Below are 24789 nucleotides of genomic sequence, written 5' to 3'. Positions count from 1 at the left end.
GGTCACTTAGATATTCTTGACCATGACAATTTCGTTTCCTGATTCATTGAAACGAACTTCGTCCATGAACGAGCGGATCAAGACTAATCCGCGGCCGCCTTCGATATCGAGTGGTTCATTGACAGTAGTGTCTGTGTACTCTTCGGTATCAAATCCATTCCCTTCGTCCTTAACGATAAAGACAAGTTGTTCTTTACCGAGGTGGGCACGAAAGATGACACGCCGATCACCGTAGGGTGATTCGGCACGTCGTTTTTCTACAAGAGTGGCCACCTCGTCGACTTGTATCTCTTCGTCGTCATGTTGGGCTTGTTGGCTAATTTCGAGATTGCCACGTATCATTGCGTTCAAAAGAGCCTGCTCGATCGACATTCCGATCCGCGCTCGTGTTACCTCGTCGCTGATATGCATGCCGCCGACCATTTGTTGCATCAGATTGACGAGCGACGGCACCAATTCAGGGTTGTTTTCAAGCGTGAATTGAAATTGGTTGTAGTCAAGGCGTTCGATAAGATGCTTGTAACTCATCTGAGTTTCTAGCAATCCCAAGACGTGCTCGATCGATCCCAGTAATTCTTCGTCAACGACCGACTTCGGTAGATACGCAGCGGCGCCTTCCAGTAATGCCTTCGCCGCAAGTTCCTCGCTGCCTTGGCCTGTGATCAGGATCACAGGGACGGAAGCATGTTTGGCTCGAATGGCTTGAACCAATTCAAGTCCATTCATATTCGGCATCTGCATATCGGTCACGACGATATCGGGAAGCTGTTCACTCATGATCTCCAGGGCTTTCAAGCCGTCGCCGGCGACCTGAACTTCATGCGAGTCTTCCTCGAGTAACGCTCGCAACATGATCACTTGAGTGGGGCTGTCTTCTGCTAATAGAACACGCGACATGGTGCAATCCTATGAAGGGCATCGTCGGGGTGTTTCAATCACCGCCGCAGAACTAGAAATTGTAAGGGGGGAGCGCCAGACAAGATAGATTACTAGGCAAGGGTTCCGGCGCAACTTCATCATTTGTCTCTTCGGTGGGGCCGCAAAGCTGGTAAGCGAGGGAGACGTTTAGGGTGAGGAAATATAAATCGGCAAAGTTGTTTTCAAACCATTTCAGAATCAGTCCTGCATAGGAATGCGTCAGTTCTGTCAACGGAGCCGGGATCAACTAATTGTCAACTTAGAGCCGACGCGTTTCTTAAGTGGCATCCTTGCTCAAAAAGGAATTTGTCTCCAACAAGGTCGACGTCAGCAGTTGATGGAGTTGCTCGTGATTGGCAGCCACATTCGTGAAGTCGTTGCTTTTGCCAGCCTTTTCGACCTCGATTGTACATTCCGCCAACAACGTCGCACCGATCGCCATCGATGCTCCCTTCAACGTGTGAGTCGAACTTTTTAGTAAGTCCGCATCTTGATTGGCAATCGAATGATCGATTTGTCCGATCAGCGTCGCACTTTCTTCGGCAAATGCCTGGAAAAGTTCGGCAATGAGCGATGGATTGTCGCCAATGGTCATATGCAATTTTTCCCAATCAATCCATTGTGAAATCTCGCAGTTTTCCGCGGTACTTTCGCAATTGCAATTCTCGGGAACAGCGGAGTCGTTGCTGGGATCTTGCAGTGGTCCGTCGTTCGCCGGTGACACGCTTGCCTGGGGTTCATCTTCTTGAATTGCAACAGCAAGCTCGGCAGGTGCGGCAATCTCTGCAGTCGCGGGCTGGATATTGTACTTGGTTAACACCAGCGAAAGTTTTTCAAAAAGGTTTGCAACGCGAATAGGTTTAGGCACATATTCGTCCATTCCTGCTTCCAGACATCCTTCGCGATCTCCCTTCATTGCGTGTGCGGTCATTGCGATGATTGGAAGATGCGAACCGGATTCTTTTTCCGCTGCACGAATAGTACGTGCGGCGGTAAGTCCGTCCATCTCAGGCATTTGAACGTCCATCAGCACAACGTCAAACGATGCTTGTTGCACTGCATCGACCGCTTGTTGTCCATCGCCCACGACGGTGACTTTGTGTCCATATTTAGTGAGCACACCCACTGCCAATTTTTGATTGACGATGTTGTCTTCGGCTAGCAGGATGTTCAACGGGCGGATGCCATAATCTTCGCTCGTATGTTGTCCATGATGGTCTTCGGTAACGTTGACTCCGAGGGCGCGAACAACAGAGTCAAATAATTCGGACTGTTTGACAGGTTTCATCAGACGGTCGGTGACTCGAAACTCGCTGCGTTTTTGTTTGTCGCCGATCCGTCCTCCGGACGTCAGCATGATGATGGGCATGTCATCGATTGCCTGTTCGTTTCTTACTCGCTTCGCGAATTCGAAACCATCTTGTTCGGGCATGTTAACGTCAGCGATCGTCAATCCAAATGGTGCCTTTGTCTCCACGGCTGCTTTGATTTCCGTGATCGCTTCTTCGGTTCCACAGGCGAGTGTCGGAAGCATTCCCCAGTTCGTCAGCATTTCGTGGAGGATTAAGCGATTGGTTTCGTTGTCATCGACCACCAGCACGCGAGTTCCACCGACAACGACCATTCCGCGTTGGTTTGTCGATTTAACGTCTTCGTCAGCAATTTCCAATGACACGGTAAAGAAGAATCGGCTGCCCGCCCCAACTTCACTTTCGACCCAAACGGAGCCTCCCATCATGGCGACAAGTTTGGATGAAATGGCAAGCCCTAGTCCGGTCCCGCCATAACGCCGAGTCGTCGATGTATCGGCTTGTTCAAACTCGTTGAAAACGCTTTTGCATTTGTCTGCAGGGATTCCGATTCCGGTGTCGCGAACGCAGGCGATGAGTTCGATTTGATTGCCGTCTTCGGACTTCAGTTCGACATCCACCACGACTTCACCGTGTTCGGTGAACTTGATCGAATTGCCTACTAGGTTAACGAGCACTTGGCGAATACGTCCGGCATCGCCAACCAAGTAAGGGGGGACTTCGGGGGCGACGCGAAACGCGAGTTCGAGTCCTTTGGAATGAGCACGTACCGCTAACGTTTTCATCGTGTCGCCGAGCGTTTCACGCAGATCAAATGGCATGCTGTCGATATCGAGCATGCCAGCTTCGATCTTTGAGAAGTCCAAGACATCGTTGATGATCGATAGCAGCGAATCTCCGGATTCGCCGACCATTTTCAAATAGCCACGTTGAGTTGCATCAAGTTTTGTGTCTAGCAGCAACTCGGTCATCCCGATGATGGCGTTCATCGGCGTGCGAATTTCGTGACTCATGTTGGCTAGGAAGTCGCTCTTCGCTCGATTCGCTGCATCGGCGGCTTCCATCGCGCTGCGTAGATCTTCGGAAGCTATTTTTCGAGCGGTGATGTCTCGCCCGATTCCGACAATTCCGACCACGTCGCCAAACTCGTCACGAAGCGGAACCTTAGTCGTTAACAGCCAACGCTTATTGCCGTTAGCATCTTGCGAGGATTCTTCTTGATCGATCAGCGGGGTGCCCGAGCGGATCACGTTCTGGTCGTCGGTGACGTAATTGCATGCCAACTCAGGCGGCAAAAAATCGTAGTCTGTTTTGCCGACGATGTGTTCGACGCTCGGTAAATTTAGTAATTTAACTAACGCGGTATTGCCAGTGACGAATCGCCCAAAGCGATCTTTGACATAGATCAAGTCGGGGATGTTGTTGGTGATCGTTTTCAACAAATCCCGCTCGCGTGCGAGTTCGAGTTCCGCTCGCATCTGCTGCGTCACATCTCGCGAAATTCCAAACGTACCGATGATTTCACCCTTCGGATCCCGCAGCGGTAATTTCGTGGTAGAACACCATGTGTCTTCGCGGTCGGGCCAAGTTTCTCGTTCCACTTTTGCGACCATTGGCTCGGCCGTCTTCATGATCTGGCGTTCATCGGCCAAGGCACCACGAGCATGTTCGATTCCGAAAAACTCGGCGTCCGATTTGCCGATCGCTTCAGCTGGATCTGTTAGATGAAACAACTTTGCATGGGCACGGCTGATGCGAATGAAGCGGCTTTGTTTGTCTTTGAAGTAGATGGCATCTGGAACATTCTCGAGCAACGTGTCCATCAAGAACCGAGTTTGTTTGAGCTCAAACTCCGTTGCCTTCTGGCTACTGACGTCCCAAAAAATGACCTGAATTCCGACGACGGATCCTTTTGAATTGATGGTGGGGATCTTGAGTACTTCGACGTAAACCACGGATCCGTCGGCGAGCCGATTCTCCTCAACCAAATGTTCGGGTTTGCCGCTTCTCATCACCGCTTCATCGTTCTCGACATAGGATTTGGCAAGCTCGGCGGGGTAGAGATCGAAATCCGTTTTACCAATCAACTCATCGAGCGTTTTGTCCACGGCTTTGCAGAAGTTTTCATTGGCATATTGGATGCGTCCTTTCTTGTCCTTTCGAGTAACATTCAGTTGCACATGCTCGCGTAGAGTTTGGTGCTTGCTGAAAGATTCAAGTGATGTCGGAAGCGAAAAATCTTTTGGCGAGATGACCTGGGCGACGGCGTCGATTCGTGCTGGTTTGCCATCGGCATTAGTGGCAACGGATAATTGTTCGTCCAACCACGTGACCTTGCCCGTCGAATCGATGACTCGGTACTTGTGCCGAAGGCTGCCTTCTTCGAGTACGTTGACCAAATTTCGACGCACCTCGATTCGATCTTCGGTGAAAATTGTGCGTTGGCGTAATTCAACAGGCTTAGTGGAATCAAGCTTCACACCAAAAATGTTCTCGCCCGCTCGATTGACGTACAACAACAAATTGCCATCGAGCGTGGATGACCACAAGACATCAGTGACTCGATCCATAATGGCTCGAGTCGACGGATCGAACGGCGCCGCCGCTGACGCGGAACGAGATGCGTGTTCATTCATGGTGCAGCCTGGGTGGTAATGAGGAGGCCCTCATTTTAACTGCTGCGATGAGTCGCTGCAGCTTGAGAAGCGAGAAATGCTGGCAAGATCTCGATTCTGTTTTCACACGGCGATCGCCCGAAATTGTTAGCGGCTACGGATCAGCCGCGAGGACTCGATTTCGAGCCGCTTGATCGTCTCGGAAGCTTCCAGCAGAAACCGGTCGGCATCGACGGGGTAACCTGCGGTGGGGCGGAAGTTTTGGCCCTGGGGAGCGTGTTTTTTGAAATAGGCGTTGAATGCATTCATGCATATTTCTCGCAGATATTTGGCGTGGATCGACGACATCGCTACCGGCGGAAACGAATCGCCTTTGACCGTGAATCGGATCTGCATGGTTCTTTGCTCTGAGACGAGCTCATAGACGCTTTCACGACGTGATTCGGCAACAATTTGCAATGAAGCATCAGGCCAAATGTGCTGCAGAACCGCCCCGTAGAACTGGCGGCCTCCGTGTCGATCGCAATAAACGTGCACCTGGCGTTGGGAATCGTGTCGATCAAGCACGTCTGCGACCAAGCGAAGGCTTGTGTCCGACAGCAAATCGGATTTGTTGAATCCGCGGTCAATCACCTTATTGAATTGTTCGGCCGTGACAATACGAGTCGCCACTTCGGTTAAAGTAGCCCCCTTCTTCCCCCAATGATTAATTACGTATTGGGAGTCGAAATGAGAAACGAATTCGGACGTGCGGAGATTCTTCAACCAGGCAGGATGTTTTAGAGCTGCACCGTCACGGGAGGCGATCTTTTTGAGCCACGGTTTCAGCTTCAGTTCACCATCGCCGCACCACTCTTTGCAAACACTGACCACCGCGTGCAAAACCGCCAGTGGATCATGACCACGCGAATGGAACAGTTTCTTTGAATCGTCAACGATTAGTTTCAGCTCGCCCAAGGAGACCGGTTCCGATAGGCAGGCAAAAAAATCGGCGATCGTCGAGTCGGTTTGCTGCGGGGAGTGTTGAGAGTCAACGATGACGTCAGGCAGTTGCCATGCAGTGGCTGCGACTACCAGTGGGCCCAGTTTCGGACCATATCCGGCCTCGTCGACGGCGATCAGCAACATAAAAGATACGCATGGGCAGAGAAGGACACTCGAAGTTCATCGATCGACGACTCCAGCAATTTGGGTTGCTTCGGTACTCGATCACGATATGCAAGTGTGCCGAGTCAATCGCCACAGCTCAAGGTGCCAAATAGCGTGAAGATCCGGTGTTCCGATGGGAGCCCCGTTTTCGCAGCGAGATTAATGGGGCGAGATCGACTACGGATTCTGAGTGATCCGGGTAGCCGTCGCTGGCTCGAAGTCGATTTGAGAACTGGGAACGGGAAGTTCGAGCCAATCGGTGATTAGCAGTCGCTGAACGATCGGTTCTTCGAGGTGCTTGCCAACAATTTCCATCATCCGGTCACGTAGTTCGCTCTGTTCTGGATCTCGCAGCCAAGTGGTTTGGACTTGCCGCAACAGATGCTCGGTCTCTTCGTGGATTTCCATGTTCTGTTGAGAAAGTCGCTCTCGTCCGGTTTGTCGCCGGGCTGGGTCGAGGACCGCGTGCAGCTGGAACTGGTACACTCGGGATGGATCCGTCACATTTTGGAATCGGTACCGCCCCATATCAAACGTATTGGATTCGACATTTTGCAGGCGTGCGACTCGGCTACGTACATATCCAATCACCGCCGCGTGGACGACGACGATTGCTAGGATCAAAGCTGCAGCCCAGTATCGACGAAGGATGCTCACGGCCTAGTTCTCTTGCACAGTGGATGGACGGAAATAAGTACCAATAATTGCCTTGCCGGTGTTGCGATCACGTGTGATCTTCGACCCGGTGGGCTCTTAACGTTTATGACGATCATGCGGCTTTGTTGTGTGTCTTGGGATTTTGACGCAGTTCACTCACCACCAGATCATTAAAAAGATAGGTTAGAAATAGTGGCCCCAACGCAATTGCTGAAAAAATGACATTGACGCCAAACCCACCTCACGGTGCCACGGTGAAGCATGTCACTGTGCTTGTTTGTGCCAGTCCCAAGGCAGGACGCGGACAAGGTCGCGAGGAAATTCCCAAGCTGGTCACAAAATTGACGGAGCACGGATTCCAAGCAAAAACGACCGATTCGATTCAAATCATTCGCGAGCACATCGACCGGTTTTGCTCCACGTCGGATCATTCGCTGATCCTGGTCGCCTGCGGTGGCGATGGCACTATCAGCTTGTTGGCTGATCTTGCCACCCCTGAGATCCCGATCGTTCCGATGCCAATGGGAACCGAGAACTTGCTGGCTCGACATTTCGGTTTTACCGCGAATGCGGATGACGTTTTCCACACGATTGTCCAAGGGCATGATCATCGGATTGACGCAGGATCGGCAAACGGTCGGCTGTTTTTAGTCATGGCATCGTGTGGGTTTGATGCCGAGGTGGTGAGGGATGTGCATTTGCGAAGACGCGGGCACATTCAGCGACTGAGTTATCTGCGGCCGATCCTGCGCGCGATGTCGCGTTACCGATTTCCAAAAATTGATTTGCGAATTGAGCGGGACGACCACGCGTGCTCCGATTTGCAATCGCAGGCAACGACAGAGACAAGCCGGCCCACGAATCAGGTCGTGAAACAGGCCGCTTCAGCAATGTTTCAATCGTCTTGGCAGCCTTGCTGGGTGATGGTGTTTAATCTTCCGTGTTATGGCGGCGGGCTTCGTATCGAGCCGGATGCCATCGAGAACGATCGCTTGCTCGACGTGATCACGTTTTTTCAAGGCACCATTTTGAGTGGATTTCGCTACGTCGCAGGCATCTTCACAGGGCGGCATCTCGGTTTCCAGGATGTCAAGCGTCTGCGTGCCAGTCGCATCTTTTTGACAGCGAAAACTCGAGTCGCGTATCAATTGGATGGTGACTATGTCGGTCGTTTGCCGCTGGAAATCAAGACACTGCCAGGTCGAGTTTGTTTGCGGATGCCCGTAGCCACGCGTTTTTCGGGGCGATTGTCGAATCAATCGTGATTGTCGATGATAGTAGACATGAGCAATGCATCCCCATCAAAAAACGTCGCCACCGTTTCGGTTGGTCCTTACCAATGTGGCCCTGATCAGCCGCTGCTGTTGATCGCCGGTCCTTGTGTCTTGCAGACCAAGGAGCTCGCTTTTTCGATTGCGGATCGCTTGGCCGCGATTAACCAACGGCCCGACGTCAACGTGGTCTTCAAGGCCTCGTTCGACAAGGCAAACCGAACCAGTGTCAATGCGAAACGCGGGCCGGGAATCGACGAAGGATTGCGGATGCTCGAAGAGGTGCACCAGCATTGCGGGTTGCCGGTCACGACGGACGTCCATCTTCCGGACCAAGTCGATGCGGTGGCAAGTGTCTGTGCCATGCTGCAAATTCCTGCGTTTCTTGCTCGGCAAACGGATCTCGTCGTCGCGGCGGCCAAAACCGGGCGCCCGTTGAACGTGAAAAAGGGCCAATTTATGGCTCCCGAAGACATGCAATATGTCGTCGAAAAGGTCCATGCCAGCGGTGATGGTGGGGTGATGCTTTGCGAGCGAGGCACGTTTTTCGGCTACGGACGACTGGTCAACGACATGCAATCGCTGCCGATCATGCGATCGCTTGGCGTGCCGGTGGTCTTTGATGCCACCCACAGCGTCCAGCGTCCGGGTGGATTGGGGGGCGCGACGGGGGGAAATCGAGAAATGGTCGAACCTTTGGCGCGTGCTGCCGTAGCAATTGGTACCGACGCCGTCTTTTTTGAAACGCATCCTGATCCTGAAACTTCCCCCAGTGATGGGCCCAATATGATTCCTTTGGACGCTTTTGAGCCAATGATGGATCGCTTGCTCAGGCTCCGCGCCGCCTGTGCTGAAATCATGGCCTAAAGCATCACTTGTTCAAAAACCTCTTCCTATGGCCTCACCAAATCGCTCGCCTCGGCGACCAAGAACATTCGTTTTATGCCTCAAAGCAATGATTTGGGGACTGACGCCCGTATTGTTGCTGGGGGCTGTCGGGTGTGGTGACGATGCTTCGACCGTCCAAAAAATTCAGGTTCAGCGTCAAGCACGTCTGCAAACCGAGACAAAACAGGATCACCTTGGCGAAGTTCACAGTTTGCTGACTCGTTTGATCGAATTGAACCAGGACGAGTCGCGGCGGCGAATCACCTATCACCTGAATCGTTGGCTCGAGTCGGTTCCGATGGCTGAAGCCAATTCGCAGCCCGAACTGTTGAGCACGATTTCGGATCTTTTGCCTCCCGAACGTGTCGACGAGCTGGTGTTGGGCGATCACTTTTTGCGATCGGATGTTAGCCATCTGCGTGATGCCTACCTGTTCGGTGCAATTGCCAAGTGGGTCGATTCGCCGCAAAGTGACGATCCGCTGTTGGCAGATTGGTTGGCCGAGCAAGGCAAAAAACTAGGGGACGACGATGCGAACAAGCTAAGGTCCGCATGCCGGTTTTTTGATTGGACGGTTCGCAATGTTGCCCTCGAGCCGTTTGTCTCTCCGCCCGCATTGCAAATCACACCTCCCGAATTGCCGCTAGGGATGATTTTTCAAGGCGCTGGCTATCGGCAAACCGATTACGAAAGCGTGTGGCGTGGGACCGGCGACTCGCTGCAGCGAACTGGCGTCTTCACACAATTGTGTCGGCAAGCAGGTATCACTGCCGCCATGCTGGCAGTTCAGTCGACCGAAACCGGCGAACTGAAGCCTTGGGCTGTGGGGGTTCTGGTCGGCGAAAATGTCTATCTGTTCGAACCTGCGTTGGGAGTCTTTGTTCCAGGGCCGGATCAAATCGGCATTGCCACTTTGGCCGAAGCACGCTCGGACGCCGCGGTGATGCGTCGCTTGAATATCCCCGGCTTTTATGACTATCCGTTCAGCAAGCAGGACGTTCAGCAGAATATTGCTTTGCTAAACGTGCTGCCCGTCGGGATCAGTGCGCGAATGAAACATCTGGAGTCACGGTTGGCGGGAGAGCGGCGGATGACCGTCTTTAGCGATGTCGATCAGATTGCTAAAACGCTCGATGCGGCTTCGGGCATCGCCGGAGTTCGTATTTGGGAGGTTCCTCTGCTGGCCGAGGTCTATCATGCCGCGTTAGAACAGGCGGCCCAGCGAGATCCGTTGCTTGGTTTTTGGTATTTTTCGAGATGGGCGATCATGGATGCCGATGTCGAATCATCTCGCTTGTTTTCGCTCGCTCGCTGGCGACATTTACACGGGCAATTCGATAACGATGATGACGCCAGCCTGAAGGGAGCTCGTCCACTTTATCTAAGCCAAAGGAAACCCGAGTTCGAAATCGCGGATCTTCGCATCGACGTGGATTTGCAAAAGGCTTACGGAATTCGTCGTGAACTCGGAATGGCTCCCGAACTGTATGACCGCCAAGTCCAACAGGCTCAGGCGATGATTCGACTTGGCAAGCAGACGGCAACGTATTGGCTCAGTTTGATTCAATACGATGATGGTCGTTACGACACCGCTGAAACATGGTTTCGAAAACGCGTCCTCGACGATACTCAACTATCACACTGGCAGCCCGCAGCACGCTTCAATTTGGGTCGCACGATTGAGCATCTGGACAAGTCCGAAGAGGCCATCGAGCTCTACAAACACACCGGCGACATTCAAGAACACGGCAACCGTATCCGCGCTCGTCTGCTGCAGAAATCTGAATCCGACTGAGCTCATCGCCTCTGTCGCATCACGCGTCCGGTTTGACGACAGCGGGGATCTCTTGCCCCGCAGGAATGAATCGCATTGATAGTGAATTGACGCAGTGTCGTGTGTTCTTTTCGGTTAGCCGCTCGCCCTTGAAAACGTGACCAAGATGGCCTCCGCAGTTTTGGCACAATATCTCGATACGGCGACCGTCCGCGTCGATTTCATGGTGAACGGCACCTTCAATTTCGTCGTCAAAGCTTGGCCACCCGCAACCCGAGTGGAACTTGTCCTGCGAACGATAAAGTGATGCGTTGCAGCGGCGGCAGATATAGGTACCTTCGTTTTCGTTATCTAGCAGCTCGCCGCTGCCGGGACGTTCAGTCCCCTTGTTCAGCAGAACGTGTTTTTCGTCGGGAGTCAGGTCGTTAAATTTTGCCAAAGTGGATCTCCTTGTGCTGAGGATGCTTGGTGGGAATAAACGCTGCTGTTGCTAGGCGACAGCTATTACTCGTAGGCGGTGGCTGAGGCGATCCGAAGTTTCCAAGTGCGGTCGCGAAATGCTGCAAAGGCTTCATCAATGATACCTTGAGAGATCAATGTTTGGCTGTCCCACATTTCATCAATCGGGCAAGATTTTAGCAGGACTAATTCGTCAGCGTTTGCGTCACTGCAAAGTTTACCTGCGAGTGAATCGCTCGTGGTTCGCCAATCCAGCGGCAAATCGCCATCATTGTCGGGACCGTAAAAACTACGGATCGACACCAAGCTAGGTACAGCGGTGGAAAATCCCTGGTTCAGTGCGTCTTGAAACGCCTCTGAGGAATCGATTCGGTTCCACCCAGGAAACCAGTCGCTGATGACTTCAAATGTATACTGTAGCAGTTCGATGCATTGCCAATGCGTTTTTAGGGGATCGAGCGGACGCAGTTGGTCCCATTGCCGCAGCACGTCAACAAGGTTGCCTCCACCGACGATCAGCAGGGTTTCCAGTGACGTGGTATCGCGTTGGATCCCACCGTCAATCTCGTTGAGCAATTTTGGTAAATGGTTTTGCAAATCGGGGCGAGCCAATAGACTGCCGCCAATCTTAATCACGCGACGCATCGGAGCCACGTCTATCGAGAAAGAGTCTGAGTTGCTTCGCTGCGGCGTACGAGGGAGCACCACGCGCCGCTTCCACACCCATTTGTTTTGTCATGGAGACCAGTTCGACATCACGAGGGATCTTCAGTAGATCGTTGCCGTGACCGCTAATCACAAAAGTCGTTGGCTTGAAGGACATCGTCGCGAGTAGGCGTTGCACCGAATAAGCGATTTGCTGCTGTGCTGCACGCATCACCTGCTCTGCGATTTGCTTTGATTGATCGAGCGAAACACTACGACGATCGAGTCCAACCATTCTTGCCAAACGGTTTGATGCAAACTCTTGCGTCCTCGCTCTGCCATCCGCAGTTTCAAGATCGTCAGCGTCCTCTTTTTCGAAACCAAGCATGATCCGGGCGTCATCGATGGTGGCGAATACTTCGTTCATTACCGGGATACGATTGCCTTGGTAGGTCACCCACGAACAGAGTCCGCAGACGGGCGTTCGTTGGCATCCAACGTAAACAAGTGAGCCTTCGCACAAACGGTCGTAATCGGTTTGTGCTTTTGTCGCCACTCGTCCATTACGAATGGGGATGATGTCGGTTGTCGTCGAGCCGATATCGATTAACAGCGCGTTGGGCGTGATCGATTGTCCTACATAGCTGGCTAGCGCATGCCAGTTTGCTGCGGCAATCAGATCAACATCTTCGGTGCCAACCTGCTCGCGAAACAATCCGTCTACACCGTAGAAGTAACATGATGGAATGTCTCGCTCTGCAGCGGCGCGGCGAGCATGTTCAACAATGTGTAAAACGCCTTCGGCACGATCAGCAAAGCAATCCGCAAGCTCGCCTGTCATAACAACGGCGATGGCAGATACGTCCTGGAACATCGCCAGGGATTCACAAAGTGAATCCTTCAGTGTTTCGGGACGCCGCCACATGGGAAAGAAACGCGAATGAGCCTGTTTGGACTCGCTTGCAAGTTTCAGGTTGGCGCCACCGATATCAATCCCAACGATCACGAATGTTGCGTCACAGTATCATTAATCCAAACTTTTCCCGAAGGAGTCCAGCGAACCGAATCGACCGCCGCGTTGCAAGACACGGGACCGGTTTCAAGTTCGAACAATCGTGCGGCTAGATTTCCATGAATCATTTGTCGCAAGCCGACATACGACGTCGTTAACCGCGGGTTAATCTCGATCACGTAGTCTTCGCTCGAGCAATCACCCAGCAGCAAATCGAGTCCAACAAATCCGCGTGCTGTTGGCGGCATCGCTGCAATCGCTCGCGAGGCTAACACTGCCGCGCGACGTTGTGATTCATCGTCCAGCGGACCTTGCCCGCCCGCATACTCGCAATTTTTGTTCTCAAGTTCTTGCCGCACAGCAGGTAACAAGGTCAAGCTCGTGCCCGATGCAATCAACGCGATCGAAATGGGCAAGCCCGGCATCCAGGGCTGCAGGATAAGATCGTCCGTCAACAACGCACGTGCTTCGGCGTACGAATCAAAGGTGCGAATCTCTTGGGTGCCACATCCGTCTCGCGGTTTCATTACAAACCGCTTATGCATCTGGATTTCTTCTTCGTAACGATCGTCCGCGAGCGTAACGAACAGCGGATGTGCCACGCCAGCGGTCAGCAGACATTTCGCCGTTTGCATCTTGTCACTTGCCACACGAAGAAAATCTCCGCTGCCAGCGATCACATCAACACCGCCAGCCCGTAACATTGCCACGGATTTCGCCAATATTCCATTGCTCTCGGGAGCAACGATGAGGGCGGCATCACAATTTTTTGCAGCAGCGACCCACTGGCCGTAGAACGAATCATTGGCGTGCATCGGAACAATTTCCGTTGCATCGACATCAAGATTCAAGCGTGTATCAAGAGGGACCGTTACTGTCGCAAATTCCGATAAATCGCTAGCGATGGCACGCAACATCGCAGCGCCCTCGTGTCTCAACGAAGTTGGGATTTTATCGAGTTCTTTTTCTGCGAGCCCGCCTCCACAGACGTACTCGCCGACAAAGATACGCATAATCCTGACCCGAAATGTGACTTGACTTAAACTATTCCCGAAACAGGGGGATAGGCCCTTAGTCGGCTGCTGAATAAACGTCAGCCTGAACGCACCTAAGTGTTACCGAAATAACACGGAAATGGCTATTCCCCTACCGACCTTAAAAAATACCGAGGTGATCACGGGCTTCATCCGTCATTTTATCGGGTGACCACGGCGGGTCCATCACCACCTTGACTTCGGCAGTATCGACTTCGTCGAGTCCTTCGGCGGCACCTTTTGTGCCAGCAACCAATTGAGGACCGGCTGGGCACATCGGACTGGTCATCGTCATGTCGATTTGCACGTCGTGGCGACCGTCCTCTTTTTCCTCAGCGACTCGGATTTCATAGATCAATCCAAGGTCCACGATATTGACGTAAAGCTCGGGGTCGATGACCTGCTTGAGAGCTTCACGAACTTTGTCTTCAGCCAGTGCCATTGGGGGGGCCTACTACGCGAAGGGGGAAGAAACGAATGGGGCAATTTAGCAGCATACTCATGCTGCCGCTGATGCCGTTAAGTGTACCAAATCCAGCAGTTTTTGCAGCCTATTCGTATTCGCGAACTTGACGTGCAATTGCCGCACCCAGTGCATCGCGAACGCTTTCGATCGAGATCCGATCAAAAATCTGCTGAAAGAACCCGCTGACGATCATTCGAGTCGCTTCTTTGCGGGTAAAACCACGGCATTGAGCGTAGAAGATTTGCTCTTCGTCCACCTTTGCCGTTGTGCTGCCGTGGGTGCAACGCACGTCGTCCGCTTCGATTTCCAATCCAGGAATCGAATCGGCACGCGATGACTCGGACAACACAAGGTTGTCGTTACGCTGATAACCGTCGGTTTTCTGAGCGATCTTGTCCACTTTGATCATGCCACGCCATACCGTACGGCTCTTATCTTGTTGAGCCGCCTTGTACAAAAAGTCGCTATGGCAGCTTGGAGCACGATGATGTTGAAGCGTGTGATAGGCAAGGTGTTGCCGACCTTCGGTGAACATGACGCCATTGACTTGGCTGTCTGCACCTGGCCCGACTAGATCGACCGATTGGTTCACCTTGGAAAGCAGTGACCCCATTGCCGCGATCGTCCACTGCAGCGTGGAATCTTTTCCAACGAGTGCCTTTTGGTGAGCAAACTGGTAGGTGCCGTAACCCCATTCCTGCAAATTAACATAGCGGAGGTGCGAGTTGGCTTTTTGAATCACTTCCACTGCACCGACGTGCAAGCCTTTACTCTTTTCATCAACACCATTGGACTCGTGCAACACGGTCGCTTCGGCGCCTTCATCTAAAATGATCAATGTATGTGACGTGTCGGTGCCGCCATCGGTCAGCATCGAACCGATGTGAAGCGGTTTGTCGAGCACCACACCACGTGGCACGTATAAGAATTGTCCGCCAGCCCAAAACGCGGCGTGCAGTGCAGCGAACTTGTCGTAATCCGGGTCAAACGCGGTGAACAAATAGGGGCGAACCAATTCAGGATGCTCGGCACAGATCCGCGACAAGCTTCCGAATACAACGCCCTTTTTGACGAGTTCCTCGTCAAGCGTTTCGCTGACAACGTAACTGTCGACGGTCGATATCGAACCGCCAAGCTCAACGCCTTCGCGAAGTTGTGCTTTTGGCGTTACCTCGCGTGATTCGGTTGCTGGGATTCCGTATTTACCAATCTGGAACGCACGGATGTCGGTGCGGATCCATTCTTCGGAGCGTCGATCAGGCCATCCCATTTTCTCGAAATGCTGCCACGCATCACGGCGAAGTTGGGTCAGCCAATCGGGTTCACTTTGGGCCGCCAGAAAGGAATCGAAACCGGCTTGATCGAACGTTAAAGTTGTCGTTTGCGTCATCTGGATTTAGTTAGCTTGGAGCGGCAGGCACACGTGCGGACCGCATGGAGGAATGGGAGTCATCGTAGCTAGCCACGCCAACGCAATGGATGAAGCGATGCGAGCGCCTCATCCGCTGGCGTTATGGAGCTACGAACAAGTTGGCAAGTGAGGGTTAACCAACACTGCCTTCCATTTGAAGTTGAATCAGGCGATTCATTTCGATCGCGTATTCCATCGGCAACTCTTTGACGAGAGGTTCGATGAAACCGTTGACGATCATCGTGCTCGCTTCTTGTTCGGTGAGCCCGCGGCTAAGCAGGTAGAACATTTGTTCTTCGCCGATTCGCGATACACTTGCTTCGTGACCGACTTGGACGTCTTGTTCCAAGATCTCGATATACGGGTAGGTATCACTGCGGCTTTCTGGATCAAGGATCAACGCGTCGCACACAACATTGTTCTTGCTGTTGTGGGCACCGGGTTCGACGCGAACCAAGCCACGGTAACTGCTGCGTCCACCGTTCTTGCTGATGCTCTTGCTGATGATTTGGCCGGTCGTGTTCGGAGCACAATGGACCAGTTTCGCACCAGCGTCTTGATGTTGGCCAGCACTCGAGAACGCGATCGACAATATTTCCCCGCGGGCACCCGGTTCCATCATGTGAACAGCGGGGTATTTCATCGTCAACTTGCTTCCCAAGTTGCCGTCGACCCATTCCATCGTAGCATCGCCATAAGCATATGCACGCTTGGTGACGAGGTTGTAGATGTTGTTCGCCCAGTTTTGAATCGTGGTGTAACGGCAACGTGCATTACGTTTGACAACCACTTCCACGACAGCGCTGTGCAGGCTCTCGGTGGTGTACATCGGAGCGGTACAGCCCTCGACATAATGCACGCTGGCGCCTTCATCGACGATGATCAACGTCCGTTCAAACTGACCCATACTTTCGGCGTTGATGCGGAAGTACGCCTGCAATGGGAAGTCAATGTGAACTCCCTTGGGAATATAGATGAACGATCCTCCGGACCAAACCGCGCTGTTTAACGCCGCGAACTTATTGTCCTCGGGTGGAATGATTTTGCCGAAATATTCGCGAAGCAACTCGGGATGCTCGCGAACTGCCGTGTCGGTGTCGGTAAAGATCACGCCTTGTTTGGCAAGATCTTCTTCGAGCGATCCGTAGACTACTTCGCTTTCGAATTGAGCTTTCACTCCGGCCAAGAACTTCTTCTCAGCTTCGGGAATGCCCAGCTTGTCAAACGTGTCTTTGATTTCTTGCGGAACGTCGTCCCAAGTTTTGCCTTGGTGATCGGTGGGTTTGAGGTAGTAATAGATATCTTGGAAGTCGATATCGATTGCCCCGCCCCACTTAGGCATTGGCCGTGCCTCGAACGTTTCGAATGACTTCAGGCGGAATTCACGCATCCAGTCAGGTTCGTTCTTGATGTCGGAAATTTGATTCACGACATCCTTATTCAAGCCTTTTTCAGCACGAAAGACGCCGGTGGTTTCCGTGCGGAAATTGTACTTGTTAATTTCGCCAATGTCAGACTTTTCGGTCACATCAGTGGACATCGTATTTCCTAACTTTTTCAGATTTCAAAGTGCAAGTTTTTTTCGTATAAACAGGCCCGCCATCTCGCGGGCATTCGAAGTTGCGGTTACACCGCGGTTTCTTCGGCCAACATTTCTTGGTTCGCTGCTTCTGCTTCTGGGTACGACTGGCGAATGCGGTCATAACCGTGGCGATGCAATTCTTCGGCAAGTTCAGCGCCGCCGGTTTCAACCAATCGGCCACCCAGCATCACGTGGGTGTACTGAGGCGGATTGTGTTCGAGCAACTTGTCATGGTGGGTGATGATCAACAGTCCCATCTTTTTATGCCCGATTTCTGCGATCGATTCGCTAGCCAAGCGAACCGCATCGGCATCCAAACCACTGTCGGTTTCATCAAGCACAGCAAACTTGGGTTGCAGCATGGCAAGTTGTAGGATTTCAGCACGCTTCATCTCGCCGCCGGAGAAACCATCGTTGACGTAGCGACGAGCGAATTCTTCGTCCATTCGCAAGTGAGCCATCTTTTCTTTTAGCTCTTTACGGAACTCTCGCATCGGGATCAGCTCTTCGCCTTCTTTACGGTCGGGGCGACGCACGTTGGTGGTTGCGTGGCGAAGGAAGTCCGCCATCTTTACACCGGGGACCGCCATCGGCCGTTGAAACGCCATGAAGATTCCCGCACGTGCACGTTGGTCGGGTGCCATGGCCAGCACGTCTTCGCCATCAAGCGTGATTGATCCGTCGGTGACTGTGTAACCGGGATGACCCATGATCGCCAATCCAAGCGTGCTTTTGCCGCTACCGTTGGGGCCCATCAAGGCGTGAGTCTCACCATGATTCAATGTCAGGTTGACGCCGCGAAGGATCGGCTTGTCGCCAACGGAAACGTGAAGGTTCTTGATTTGCAGTACGTGTGTCATGCTTGATTGCAAAAGTGTCTGAAGGAAAGAAATCGTTGTAAGTTGTACAGAGATGACGATGTCGTTTAGCTCGCTGAGTCCGACGGTTCACCCGTCGCAGCAAACTGGCAACAGTGATCTCCATCGAGTCGACAACTGCTGAGGTGGACCGGACGACCAAGCGCCTCGGATATCATTTGTTCTTCAAGTCGACACATCGCACGTTCGTCCGATGTGTCGGTAAGGGATGGATAGGGGCACGCGCAAATATCAAGCACGGGCAAGTCACCCGAATGCGAGACCTCGGTCGTAATGTGACGATCCGTCAACATTTCCGACAATTTCTGCATCCGTGTTTCAAACGACGGGTCTCCATCGCTTTCGCGATTGACCTGTGTCGCAAACTGACTCCCTAACCGATTTGCCACTGAACTGAGTAACTGTTTGCGGATGGTTGCATCCGGAATCGCTAAGATCTCTTGCCACATTGCCTCGGCAAGCTCGGCAGGATTGGCTCCCGCACGGCGATGCCCACGCACCGTCAAGCGATACTGAAATGTCGGCCTTCCGCGTCCCGCGACAATTTTCTCGCGCTCTAGCAGGCCCAGTTCAAGCAACCGCTCAATGCGTTGGCGAATTGCGGTCGCCGTCACCCCGAGTTGCTCGGTTAAGTCACCAATTCCAAACGTGTCGCCGCTGCGCATCGCCATTAACAATTCGCGATCGACCGATCGGAGTTCGTCAATTTGGGATGAGGAGACTGGAGGTAGCGTCATGGAAAACTGGGGTAAAGGTCGCTATTTGTCGCGAAAACGACGAATGTGTGCCAACGCAACACTTCCATTATTGAGGGCCAACGCATTTTTGACAACCGCCGTTGTTAAAAATAAGGGCAAGGGCGATTTAGTGGACCTCAATCCCCGATTTTGGTTGCTCGTCCCACAAACCATGGTTCTGTGGAACGCAGAAGACGCCACATCATGGGGGGGTATGAACCGAGCAGAATCCCCCTAAGCAGAAGGAGGAAGAATTGTTATCATTTGCCGCTCGCAAGGCATTTTGCGTATCAACATACAAATGCTTTCAATCATCGCATACCCACCATCCCTCTACTCCGCTGATCGAGTCAATTATGAAGGCTGTCGCAGTCAAGCCAGGTACCCCAAACAGCGTCCATCTCGAAGAAATCCCTAAACCCACCGTAGACCAAATTCCCGACGGATACGGGGTTTTGGTAAAGGTTTTGAAGGTAGGCGTGGATGCAACCGATCGCGAGATCAATGATGCACTGTACGGAAACGCTCCGGAGGGTGATAAGCATCTGGTTATCGGTCACGAGTGCTTCGGCGTGGTCGAGGCGGTGGGTGAAAACGTTCGCCGATTCAAACCGGGCGACTATGTGACCGCCACGGTACGTCGCCCCGGAGGTTCGATCTATGACATGATCGGCACGAACGATATGACCAGCGAGGAAGAGTATTACGAACGCGGTATTAATCTGCGGCACGGATACCTGACCGAGTACTTCGTCGATGAAGAAGAGTACATCGTTCGTGTCCCACAAGGACTAAAGCACTTGCACGTTTTGCAAGAGCCAATGAGTTGCGCAGCGAAGGCAGTTCATCAAGCATACGAGGCTCAGCACCGCATGAAGGTCTGGCGACCGAGTGTCGCTTACGTACTCGGTGCGGGCCAAATAGGCTTGTTAACCACGTTGATTTTAAAGCTTCGTGGACTCGAGGTTTACACGCTTGCTCGCGGTGAGGCTCCAAACTTGAAGGCCGAGATTGTTACGGGACTCGAGGCGAACTACATCAGCACTCGGAATACATCGATGGCCGAGTTGGTCAAGATCACAGGTAAGCCTGACTTGATCGTCGACGCCACAGGCAGCAGTCAATTGGCGTTCGAATCGATGCAGCATTTAGGGCACAACGGCGTCGTTGTTTGGACCGGGATCACCGGTGGCGACAAAGTGACCGAAGTGCCATCGGATAGCATCAACTTGCAATTCGTGCTCGGTAACAAGCTGTTGCTCGGCAGCGTCAATGCGAACCGAAACCATTTCGAAATGGGAATTCGCGATCTTGCTCTTGGCGAGATGATGTACCCCGGCGTGCTCGAGAAAATCTTGACCAATCCCGTCGATGGCCTTGATAACTACAAGGAAATGATGCGACTGCTGGTCGAAGACAAGGATGCGCTGAAGGTCTTTGTGAACGTAGCAAGCGAGTAGTCGCTCGCTCCTCCAAGCCAATCGTTTGGGAGGCACGGCTCTCTCTTGGGAGCCGTTTCTCTCTTGGGCGTCGCCTCGGAGAGCTTGGTGAATAAAAAAGGGATCACACTTGAAAAGTGCGATCCCTTTTGAATCTTTGCTTGCTGAGTCGCCTACAGTGCCAGCAGCAATCGGCTTGGCGCTTCGAGGTATCCGATCACATCATTCAGGAATCGAGCGGCGGTTCCGCCGTCGACCAAGCGGTGGTCATAGGACAAGCTGAGCGGCATCATTAATCGCGGCTTGATGCTGTCGTCGGGCATTACAACCGGCATTTTTCGGCTGCGGCCAACAAGCAAAATCGCCACTTCAGGAACGTTCACGATAGGGGTGGAGTATTGCCCACCAATCGCTCCGAGGTTGCTGATCGTGAATGTGCCTCCGCGTAGATCGCTGACAGCGAATTGCCCCCCGCGAACTTTGCCGGCCATTTCCGCCAATCCGCGGGCGATTTCAGGAATGCCGCGTTGATCGGTGTTTTGCATCACAGGAACGACCAAACCACGGTCGGTGTCCACTGCAATACCGACATTGACGTAATCTTTGTAAATGATCTGCTCGTTTTCTTCGTCGATGACCGCGTTGATGCTGGGGTGATGACGAAGGGCGGTAGCAACCGCTTTGATCAGGAACGGCATCGTGGTCAGCTTCAGGCCCTGGGCCGCGTAGTCGTCCTTGCTCGATTGGCGAAGCCGTTCCAAATCGGTGATATCGGCGTCATCGAAATTGGTGACGCGAGGAACCGTCGACCAGCTGGCATGCATTTGCCGACCGATCGTTTTGCGGATCTTGCTCATCCGTTCCACGTGGACGCTGCCGAAGTCATCAGAGCTTGCCGTGCCCGGGGCCGACGATGTCTTCGACGTGGCAGGGGCTGGGCTGCTTGCCGCACTAGGTGAAGTGGTGGCGGGGGCACTGCCGCCACTTCGCGCCGCTTGGTTTGCTGTTCGCACCACGGCCAAAACGTCATCGCGAGTGATTCGTCCCGAATCGCCTGATCCTTGAACTGAGGCCAAGTCAACGCCGACTTCGCGAGCGAAGCGGCGAATCGCAGGACCCGCGGGTATCACTTCGCCCGGCGCGGTAGTCGCCACAGGTGCTGCCGCAGGTTGTGCAGGAACGGGAGCCTGTGGTTGAGGCGGTGCAGGTTTTGGAGCGGCCGCGGGGGTCTCGTCAGGAGCGGCCGGTGCAGGCGTTTCGGCTTTCGGTTCAGCCTTGGGCTCCGGTTTCGCTTCTGGCTTCGGAGCCGCCGCAGGGGCCTCCGGTGCAGCAGCTTCGGCTGCCGCTTCGACTTCCAGGATCACGCCGCCGATGGCTAACGAGTCACCTTCGTTGACGAGGATCTTGGTGACTTTGCCGCCCACGGATGAGGGCACAGGTACCGTCGCCTTGTCGGTTTCCATTTCGACGATGTCTTGGCCTTTGCTAATCACGTCGCCGACCGACACAAATATTTCCAGAACGTCACCAGATTCGATGCCGTCGCCCAATTCGGGAAGCTTTACTTCAGTTGCCATAAAAGAGTTTCTGGTAAGCAGATTTCAGTGGGATGTTTGTTACGAACGTTGCCTTGGACTAGGCAAAGTACGGATTCGGTTTGTCAGGGTCGATGCCAAGGTCTTTGATTGCATCGGCGAGTTCGGCTTGAGTGAACAGGCCTGTTTTGGCCAGACGAGTGAGCGTTGCGTAAGTAACGCATTCGGCATCGACTTCAAAATGTCGTCGAAGCGCTTCGCGTGTTTCGCTGCGTCCCATGCCGTCGGTTCCCAACACGAAGTAGTCGCCTGGGATCCAAGGTTGCAGTTGTTCGCCCAGAGCTCGCACGTAGTCGCTCGCCGAGATAAACGGTCCTTCGACGCCGTCGAGTTGCTCTTCGAGGTAGCTTCTGCGTGGCGTCTCGGTGGGGTGCAGCATGTTCCAGCGGCTGCAGTCGGCCGCTTCGCGACGCAATTGGGTGTAGCTGGTCACACTCCAGGCATCGCTTGCAATGTTGTACTTTTCAGCCAGCGTTTCTTGAGCTTTCAGGACGCTGTTCAGAATTGCACCGCTGCCGAACAATTGGACACGTGCCTTGGCACCTTCGACGTCGCGGCTGCGGAATTTGTACATTCCTTTGACGATGCCTTCCTCGCAACCTTCAGGCATCGGCGGGTGCAAGTATTCTTCGTTTTCGCTCATCAAGTAATACATGCACTCTTCGCCATCTTGGTACATCCGTTTGAGGCCTTCCAAGATGATCACGACCACTTCGTAAGCGAACGCGGGGTCGTAGGCACGCACGGTTGGGAACGCGATTGCATTGAGCAAACTGTGTCCGTCTTGGTGCTGAAGCCCTTCGCCGTTGAGCGTTGTTCGACCGGCGGTGCCGCCAACGAGGAATCCCTTGGCTCGCATGTCAGCGGCGGCCCAAATCAAATCGCCGATGCGTTGGAACCCGAACATGCTGTAGTAGATAAAGAACGGGATCATGTTGACGCCATGGGCACTGTAGGCCGTTCCGGCGGCGTTGAAGCTGCTCATCGAGCCCGCTTCGGTAATTCCTTCTTCCAGGATTTGACCGTCTTGGGATTCCTTGTAGTAAGTGATCAGCGACGAATCGACTGGCTCGTACAATTGGCCCGCGTGTGCGTAGATACTGAACTCGCGGAACATCCCTTCCATCCCAAAGGTGCGTGATTCATCAGGCACGATGGGGACCATGTATTTGCCGATTTTCTTGTCGCGGCACAATGCAATCAGGGTTTGTACGACCGAAAACGTCGTGCTGCAGCTCTTGTCTTCGAGCCGGCCGATCAGTTTTTTGTAATCCGCAACCGTAGGCACTTCCATCGTCGGATGTGTGGTGGGACGACTTGGCACGGGACCACCGAGAGCGGCTCGGCGTTCCTTCATGTACTTGATTTCTTGGCTGTTGGCCGGCGGCGTGTAGAACGGAGCCTTGCCTACTTCTTCATCGCTAATCGGGATGCCGAACCGCGTGCGGAATTCGAGCAATTCCTCTTCGTTCATCTTCTTTTGGTTGTGAGCGACATTGCGTCCCTCACCTGCTTCGCCAAGTCCATAGCCTTTGACGGTTTTCGCCAGAACGACGGTCGGTTTGCCGTTTTTCAGATCCGTCGCCATCTTGTAGGCCGCGTACACCTTTTCAGGATCGTGACCACCGCGACGCATCTTTTCGAGTCGTTCATCGGAATAGTTTTCAACCAATTTAAGCAGTTCGGGATACTTGCCGAAGAAGTGTTCGCGAATGTAGCTGCCCGGCATGCCGGTGTATTTTTGGTATTGCCCGTCGACGACTTCGTTCATCCGTTTGGCAAGCAAGCCCGTGGTGTCTTTGGCGAGCAGTTGATCCCAATCATCGCCCCAAACGACCTTGATCACGTTCCATCCCGCACCGCGGAAAATCGATTCAAGCTCTTGAATGACCTTGCTGTTTCCCCGGACCGGACCATCGAGACGTTGCAAGTTGCAATTGATGACAAAGATCAAGTTGTCGAGTTTTTCACGTGCCGCTAAACCAATCGCACCAAGGGTTTCGGGCTCATCGCATTCGCCGTCACCAAGGAATGCCCAGACTTTTTGGCCCGATGTGTCTTTGATGCCACGGTCGCGAAGGTATTCGTTAAAGCGAGCCTGGTAGATCGCCATAATTGGGCCAAGGCCCATCGAAACGGTGGGGTATTCCCAAAAGTCAGGCATCAACCAAGGGTGGGGATAGCTCGATAGTCCACCGCCGGGAGCGAGTTCACGACGAAAGTTTTCGAGGTTTTCTTCGCTCAAACGGCCTTCGACAAACGCTCGGCTATACATCCCCGGCGAAGCGTGTCCTTGAAAGTAAATCGTGTCGCCTGAGTAACCGTCTTCGCCACGTCCTCTGAAAAAGTGGTTGAAGGCAACTTCGTATAGAGTTGCACTCGACGCAAACGTGCTGATGTGACCGCCGACTCCGCCAGGACGCTTATTTGCTCGCACGACCATTGCCATCGCGTTCCAGCGAACGATCGATTTGATGCGTCGCTCGAGTTCCCGATTGCCTGGGTAAGCAGGTTGGTCTTTTTTGGGGATCGTGTTGACGTACGGCGTGTTCGTGTCCTGCGCCGATTGGATTCCTTCTTCTGCCGCTCGATCACGCAGTTGTTCAATCAAGAAACGAACGCGATCGGCACCTTTGCTCTTGAGCACATAGTCCAGTGACGAAAGCCACTCTTGTGTTTCTGCGGCATCCATATCGACTTCGGCCGCGGGCGAGGCAAGTTCACCGAGGTGCTGATCGACTTCGGCCTGGGCAACAGTTTTTGAGTCAGACATATTTTATTTCTTCTTTCTATTACTGGGCAATCCCGTAATCGCACCACTGATTTTGTGCGTCAATATTTTTTCGTGCGAGTCGATTATGATTCGGCTAAGCATGAAGATTAGCCGGATTAGGGTAAATACGGCAAGGGCGAGCAATTATTGGCGGATTGTCTTACCGTGGGCGTAAA

General features: G+C 53.1%; 19 protein-coding genes. 4 read left to right on the top strand and 15 right to left on the bottom strand.

What is annotated here, in order from left to right; genetic code table 11:
• Positions 1-6: 6 nt before the first annotated feature.
• The 4 genes from SH528x_RS25935 to SH528x_RS25920 form a co-directional block, all read right to left on the bottom strand.
• The gene (locus SH528x_RS25935; RefSeq protein ID WP_442506347.1) at positions 7-897 is read right to left on the bottom strand and encodes a response regulator; all 891 of its coding nucleotides are present in this window, start codon (positions 895-897) and stop codon (positions 7-9) included.
• A 298-nt stretch (positions 898-1195) separates the two neighbouring features.
• Positions 1196-4864: a PAS domain-containing protein gene (locus tag SH528x_RS25930; RefSeq protein ID WP_442506346.1), complete on the bottom strand. Its 3669-nt coding sequence runs from the start codon at positions 4862-4864 to the stop codon at positions 1196-1198.
• Between the two features lie 126 nt (positions 4865-4990).
• On the bottom strand, positions 4991-5971 hold the full coding sequence (locus tag SH528x_RS25925) for a hypothetical protein (RefSeq protein WP_442506345.1): 981 nt from the start codon (positions 5969-5971) through the stop codon (positions 4991-4993).
• Between the two features lie 198 nt (positions 5972-6169).
• Entirely contained in the window at positions 6170-6649 is a 480-nt protein-coding gene (locus SH528x_RS25920; protein WP_442506344.1) for a hypothetical protein, read from the bottom strand.
• 218 nt (positions 6650-6867) lie between these two features.
• Between SH528x_RS25920 and SH528x_RS25915 the strand changes: the two genes are divergently transcribed.
• The 3 genes from SH528x_RS25915 to SH528x_RS25905 all read left to right on the top strand — a co-directional run bounded on the left by SH528x_RS25915 (position 6868) and on the right by SH528x_RS25905 (position 10603).
• Positions 6868-7914 (top strand): diacylglycerol/lipid kinase family protein, encoded by a 1047-nt coding sequence (locus SH528x_RS25915; RefSeq protein ID WP_442506343.1) that lies wholly within the window; start codon positions 6868-6870, stop codon positions 7912-7914.
• A gap of 18 nt (positions 7915-7932) precedes the next feature.
• On the top strand, positions 7933-8787 hold the full coding sequence (gene kdsA / locus SH528x_RS25910) for a 3-deoxy-8-phosphooctulonate synthase (protein WP_442506342.1): 855 nt from the start codon (positions 7933-7935) through the stop codon (positions 8785-8787).
• Between the two features lie 88 nt (positions 8788-8875).
• On the top strand, positions 8876-10603 hold the full coding sequence (locus SH528x_RS25905) for a tetratricopeptide repeat protein (protein ID WP_442506341.1): 1728 nt from the start codon (positions 8876-8878) through the stop codon (positions 10601-10603).
• 19 nt (positions 10604-10622) lie between these two features.
• Here the strand turns inward: SH528x_RS25905 and SH528x_RS25900 are convergent, their stop codons facing one another.
• The 9 genes from SH528x_RS25900 to SH528x_RS25860 form a co-directional block, all read right to left on the bottom strand.
• Positions 10623-11021: a methionine-R-sulfoxide reductase gene (locus SH528x_RS25900; protein WP_442506340.1), complete on the bottom strand. Its 399-nt coding sequence runs from the start codon at positions 11019-11021 to the stop codon at positions 10623-10625.
• Between the two features lie 65 nt (positions 11022-11086).
• Positions 11087-11686, bottom strand: a complete 600-nt coding sequence (locus SH528x_RS25895; RefSeq protein ID WP_442506339.1) for a hypothetical protein — start codon at positions 11684-11686, stop codon at positions 11087-11089.
• On the bottom strand, positions 11670-12692 hold the full coding sequence (locus tag SH528x_RS25890) for a hydantoinase/oxoprolinase family protein (protein WP_442506338.1): 1023 nt from the start codon (positions 12690-12692) through the stop codon (positions 11670-11672). The genes SH528x_RS25895 and SH528x_RS25890 overlap by 17 nt, the downstream gene beginning before the upstream one ends.
• Complete coding sequence (locus SH528x_RS25885) at positions 12689-13711, bottom strand: ATP-grasp domain-containing protein (protein WP_442506337.1); 1023 nt, start codon at positions 13709-13711, stop codon at positions 12689-12691. Before SH528x_RS25885 ends, SH528x_RS25890 begins: the two co-directional genes overlap by 4 nt.
• A gap of 142 nt (positions 13712-13853) precedes the next feature.
• Positions 13854-14174, bottom strand: coding sequence for a metal-sulfur cluster assembly factor (locus SH528x_RS25880; RefSeq protein WP_442506336.1), 321 nt, complete (start codon positions 14172-14174; stop codon positions 13854-13856).
• A 109-nt stretch (positions 14175-14283) separates the two neighbouring features.
• Positions 14284-15588, bottom strand: a complete 1305-nt coding sequence (sufD, locus tag SH528x_RS25875; protein ID WP_442506335.1) for a Fe-S cluster assembly protein SufD — start codon at positions 15586-15588, stop codon at positions 14284-14286.
• Between the two features lie 154 nt (positions 15589-15742).
• Entirely contained in the window at positions 15743-17149 is a 1407-nt protein-coding gene (sufB, locus tag SH528x_RS25870; protein ID WP_442506334.1) for a Fe-S cluster assembly protein SufB, read from the bottom strand.
• Between the two features lie 86 nt (positions 17150-17235).
• On the bottom strand, positions 17236-18051 hold the full coding sequence (gene sufC, locus SH528x_RS25865; RefSeq protein WP_442506333.1) for a Fe-S cluster assembly ATPase SufC: 816 nt from the start codon (positions 18049-18051) through the stop codon (positions 17236-17238).
• Positions 18052-18116: 65 nt separating this feature from the next.
• Positions 18117-18806: a helix-turn-helix transcriptional regulator gene (locus SH528x_RS25860; protein ID WP_442506332.1), complete on the bottom strand. Its 690-nt coding sequence runs from the start codon at positions 18804-18806 to the stop codon at positions 18117-18119.
• A 344-nt stretch (positions 18807-19150) separates the two neighbouring features.
• On the opposite strand from SH528x_RS25860, the gene SH528x_RS25855 reads away from it, so the two are divergent.
• Positions 19151-20266, top strand: a complete 1116-nt coding sequence (locus SH528x_RS25855) for a glucose 1-dehydrogenase (protein ID WP_442512178.1) — start codon at positions 19151-19153, stop codon at positions 20264-20266.
• Between the two features lie 152 nt (positions 20267-20418).
• Here SH528x_RS25855 and SH528x_RS25850 read toward each other — a convergent pair whose 3' ends face one another.
• Both SH528x_RS25850 and aceE read right to left on the bottom strand, forming a co-directional pair.
• Positions 20419-21822: a 2-oxo acid dehydrogenase subunit E2 gene (locus SH528x_RS25850; protein WP_442506331.1), complete on the bottom strand. Its 1404-nt coding sequence runs from the start codon at positions 21820-21822 to the stop codon at positions 20419-20421.
• Between the two features lie 58 nt (positions 21823-21880).
• Positions 21881-24613, bottom strand: a complete 2733-nt coding sequence (gene aceE, locus SH528x_RS25845; RefSeq protein WP_442506330.1) for a pyruvate dehydrogenase (acetyl-transferring), homodimeric type — start codon at positions 24611-24613, stop codon at positions 21881-21883.
• Positions 24614-24789 lie beyond the last annotated feature (176 nt).

This window comes from Novipirellula methanifontis (genome assembly GCF_052161655.1).
GTDB lineage: Bacteria > Planctomycetota > Planctomycetia > Pirellulales > Pirellulaceae > Novipirellula.
The sequence above is the reverse complement of the archived record's forward strand: the minus strand, read 5'-3'. Positions and strand labels throughout refer to the sequence as shown.